At 66.8% G+C, this 2,981-nt stretch carries 1 protein-coding gene and 3 pseudogenes; 3 read left to right on the forward strand and 1 reads right to left on the reverse strand.

The window, feature by feature from the left end:
- The 3 genes and pseudogenes from I5W_RS33115 to moeA all read left to right on the forward strand — a co-directional run.
- Positions 1-112, forward strand: a pseudogene (locus tag I5W_RS33115) (GTP 3',8-cyclase MoaA); the annotation flags it as partial.
- A gap of 27 nt (positions 113-139) precedes the next feature.
- A complete protein-coding gene (mobA, locus tag I5W_RS04315) occupies positions 140-754 on the forward strand; it encodes a molybdenum cofactor guanylyltransferase MobA (RefSeq protein WP_044528315.1) in 615 nt (204 codons plus the stop codon).
- Positions 751-2,063 (forward strand): annotated as a pseudogene (moeA, locus tag I5W_RS04320) (molybdopterin molybdotransferase MoeA). The gene mobA and the pseudogene moeA overlap by 4 nt, the downstream one beginning before the upstream one ends.
- 102 nt (positions 2,064-2,165) lie before the next feature.
- On the opposite strand, the pseudogene I5W_RS04325 reads toward moeA, so the two are convergent.
- Positions 2,166-2,981 (reverse strand): annotated as a pseudogene (locus I5W_RS04325) (DNA recombination protein RmuC); the annotation flags it as partial.

Genomic DNA, 2,981 nt, shown 5'->3' on the forward strand with positions numbered 1-2,981 from the left:
CCGGCGCCTCGCGGCCCTGTGGGGTCAGCGCGGCGACCGCTATTCCGAACTGCGCAGCGCCATGCAGGCCACCCCGGCGCGCAAGGTCGAGATGTCCTATATCGGCGGCTAGCCCGCTGCTGCCCTGCCCCTCTGCACCATGGATTGCCCTACCCTCTTGACTGCCAGCCACATCACCGGCCTGGTGCTGGCCGGTGGTCGCGGCACGCGCATGGGCGGGGTGGACAAGGGCTTGCAACTGCTGCACGGCAAGCCACTGGTGCAACACGTCCTGGAACGGCTGGCGCCGCAGGTCGGTACCCTGGCCATCAACGCCAACCGCTCGCAGTTGCAATATGCGCGCTTCGGCTACCCGGTCTGGCATGACCTGCAAAGCGATTACCCCGGCCCGCTGGCCGGCCTGCAATGCGGCCTGGCCCATTGCACTACGCCGCTATTGGCCAGCGCCCCGTGCGACTCACCGCTGATCCCCTTCGACCTAGTGGCGCACCTGGCCGAGGCCATGGCCGCAGCCGGCGCCGAAGCGGCCATCGCAGTCACTGACGATGGCCAGCGACGCCAGCGTCATCCGGTATGCTCCCTGCTGCGCAGCGCCACCCGCAGCTCGCTGGACGCCTTCCTGGCCGCTGGCGAGCGCAAGATGGAACGCTGGTTTGCCACGCTGGATTGTGTGGAAGTCGAGTTCCCCGACGCGCGCGCCTTCAGCAACATCAACACCGGGCCCGAACTGCAACGGCTCGAAGAAGAACAATGACCCAGACCAAGACACCTGCCACGCCCCTCACTGCCAGCCTGCACGACATCGTCAGTTGCATCAGCGGCTACGATCCCCACGCCATGACCGTGGCCAGCGCGCAAGCCGTGATCCAGGAATTCATCACGCCCATCGATACCGTCGAAAAACTGGCCATCCGCAGCGCCCTCTCGCGGGTACTGGCGCAAGACATCATCTCGCGCATCGACGTACCGGCGCACGACAACTCGGCCATGGATGGCTACGCCCTGCGCGGCGCAGAGGTGGCCGCGGGACAGCAGGTGCGCCTGCAGATCATCGGCGCGGTCCATGCCGGCGAGCGCTTCAGCGGCACGGTCGGGCCCGGCCAATGCGTGCGCATCATGACCGGCGCCCCCATGCCGGCAGGCTGTGACACGGTGATCCCGCAGGAACTGACGACCGATGCCGATGCCCAGGCCGTGACCCTGCCCGCTGGCCGCGTGCGCCCCGGCGACAACCGCCGCCTGCGTGGCGAAGACCTGGCGTTGGGCAGCGTGGCGCTGCCGCGCGGACGGGTGCTGCGCCCCTCCGACATCGGTTTGCTGGCTTCGCTGGGCATTGCCGAAGTGCCGGTGCAGCGCCGCCTGCGGGTAGCCTTCTTCTCTACCGGCGACGAATTGCGTTCGGTGGCGAGCCGCTGGAACCGGGCTGCGTCTATGACTCCAACCGCTACACCCTGCACGGCATGTTGACCCGCCTGGGCTGCGACGTGCTGGACATGGGCGTAGTGCCGGACGACCCGGCGGCGCTGGAAGCGGCCTTTCGCAGTGCCTGCGAAGAGGCCGATGCGGTCATCACTTCCGGTGGCGTCTCGGTGGGCGAGGCCGACTACACCAAGCAGATCATGGCCAGCCTGGGCGAGATGACGTTCTGGAAAATCGCCATGCGCCCCGGCCGCCCGCTGGCCTTCGGCCGCATCCAGTCACGTGGGCGCGCAGCTTACCTGTTCGGCCTGCCTGGCAATCCGGTGGCGGTGACGGTGAGCTTTTCCTTCTTCGTGCGCGACGCCCTGCTGCGCCTGGCCGGCGCCGAACCCAAGCCGCTGCCGCGCCTGCGCGCCAAGACCGCGACCGCGATCCGCAAGAAAGCCGGTCGTACCGAATACCAGCGCGGCATCCTGGCGCCCGATGACAAGGGCACATGGCAGGTGCGCCTGACCGGGATGCAAGGCTCGGGCATCCTGCGCTCGATGTCGGATGCCAATTGCATCATCGAACTGGAACACGAACGCGGCGACGTGGCTGCGGGTGAAGAGGTGGCGGTGGTGCTGTTCGATGGACTGGTCTGAGGTATGAGGGCAGAGGTCTGAGCTCTGAGCTCTGATCTCATGCCATCACCCATGAAAAAAGGGACGGCAAACCGTCCCTTTTGCATTGCCTGGCGCTAGAGTTCAAACGCCCTCGGCATCCTCCCCCAGATCCAGCTCACCCGTGCCCAGCAGCTTCTGCGCATTCTCCACCGGCAGCGCCTCCACCGCCTTGAGCTTGCGGGTCATCTGGCGGGTGCGGGTCTCGGCCTGGTCGATGTTCTTGGCCACCCGCTCCAACGCACTCTTGGTCGAAGCCAGCACTTCGCCGAACTTGCCGAACTCGGTCTTGACCGCGCCCAGCACTTGCCAGACCTCTGAGGAGCGCTTTTCCAGCGCCAGCGTGCGGAACCCCATCTGCAAGCTGTTGAGCAGCGCCGACAAGGTGGACGGCCCGGCAATGGTGACCCGATGGGTGCGCTGCAACTCGTCGGACAGACCCGGCCGGCGCATCACCTCGGCATACAGGCCTTCGGTGGGCAGGAACAGGATGGCAAAATCGGTCGTCAGCGGGGGCGACAGGTATTTCTCGGCAATCGTTTTGGCCTCGCCGCGCACGGCGCGTTCCAGCTCGCGCCCCGCCGTGGCCACGCCCTCGGCATCGGCGCGCTCGGCCGCATCGACCAAGCGCTCGTACTGTTCCTTGGGGAATTTGGCATCGATCGGCATCCACACCTGGCCGCCATCCTCCTTGGCCCCCGGCAGGCGGATGGCGAATTCCACGCGCTCGCCACTGGCGGGCACGGTCTCGACGTTCTTGGCGTACTGGTCGGGCGTGAGCATCTGTTCCAGCAGGATTTCCAGCTGGACTTCAACCCAGTGCCGCGCGTCTTGACGTTTGTCAGCACGCGCTTCAAGTCACCCACGCCGGTGGCCAGTTGCTGCATCTCGCCCAGGCCC

It is taken from the genome of Herbaspirillum sp. B65, assembly GCF_000333555.1.
Taxonomy (GTDB): Bacteria; Pseudomonadota; Gammaproteobacteria; order Burkholderiales; family Burkholderiaceae_D; genus Herbaspirillum; species Herbaspirillum rubrisubalbicans.